The organism is Polaromonas sp. P1_G2 (assembly GCF_056405515.1).
Window position 1 is genome coordinate 1 of record NZ_JBFUBY010000532.1, and the last position, 1,087, is coordinate 1,087.

Genomic DNA, 1,087 nt, shown 5'->3' on the forward strand with positions numbered 1-1,087 from the left:
GCACCAGGTTGAGCAGCGAATGCACTTTTTCCTTGATCTGCGCCTCGCTGGGCCTGAGGCCGCGCGGCTTGACGCGCAGGCCGAAGGCCACGTTCTCGAACACCGTCATGTGGCGGAACAGCGCGTAATGCTGGAACACAAAACCGACCTGGCGCTCGCGCACGTGGACGTCGGTGGTGTCTTCGCCGCTGAAGAGGATGCTGCCACGATCGGCGTTCTCCAGGCCGGCGATGATGCGCAGCAAGGTGGTCTTGCCGCAGCCCGAGGGGCCCAGCAAGGCGACCAGTTCGCCCGATTCAATGTCCAGGCTCACGTCGCCGAGCGCCTGGAAGTCGCCAAAATGTTTGCTGACGTTGCGGATTTCGATGCTCATGGTGTTTTCCAGCGTGTTTTCAGGGAACCTATGTCAATTCCGGACGCAGTTTTAGCCTTGACCTTTATAAGCAACAAGAGCGAAATCGCAAGTGAGATAGGTGGTATGGCAAGCCCCCAGAAATAGGGTCCGGCCAAAACGGCAGCGAGACCGAAGAGGCAGCCGACCGGAACCCATATTGGCAAGGTGTGCTTATCTCGACTTGCATAGAAACAAAGAGCAAATAGCGCTATCCACCCAGGCAGACCTGCTATTGCCGCAAAGTAAGTGCGAAAAATATGGGCAAGCAATTTGAAGTTGGAGTTGGAGTAGGCGGCGAGCGCTTCGTCGATTGGATTACTCAAACCCCAGTGAACGAAAAGACTTGGGAAAATCACAAGACTCCACCAGAAACAAAGAAACGCACTGGCCAACCCCGACACCAAGGCAATGCAAATTAGTACTATTTTTAGAATACGCATGGTAATTTTGGTAGCGGTTTACTGAAAGCAATCAGGTAGCAAGCGCCTGCGGGCGCTCAGGCGGAAGATCCACCGCGGCTTTCATCTCGGCCTCATGGCGCCATTCGGCCACCGACTTGATGGCCAGCGTGACCAGCGCCAGGATGGCCAGCAGCGAGGCCACGGCGAAGGCGGCCACCGACTGGTATTCGTTGTAGAGGATCTCGACGTGCAGCGGCAGCGTGTTGGTCTGCCCGCGGATGTGGCCCGAGAC

The 1,087-nt window shown here is 56.8% G+C and carries 2 protein-coding genes and 1 pseudogene; all 3 read right to left on the reverse strand.

What is annotated here, in order from left to right; all coding sequences use genetic code 11:
• Positions 1 to 373: sulfate/molybdate ABC transporter ATP-binding protein (locus tag AC1D0P_RS25955; protein WP_477679356.1), on the reverse strand; the 373-nt coding region annotated here is incomplete at its 3' end.
• Positions 370 to 834, reverse strand: coding sequence for a hypothetical protein (locus tag AC1D0P_RS25960; RefSeq protein WP_477679357.1), 465 nt, complete (start codon positions 832 to 834; stop codon positions 370 to 372). The genes AC1D0P_RS25960 and AC1D0P_RS25955, both read right to left, overlap by 4 nt.
• Before the next feature lie 31 nt (positions 835 to 865).
• Positions 866 to 1,087 (reverse strand): annotated as a pseudogene (locus AC1D0P_RS25965) (sulfate ABC transporter permease subunit CysW); the annotation flags it as partial.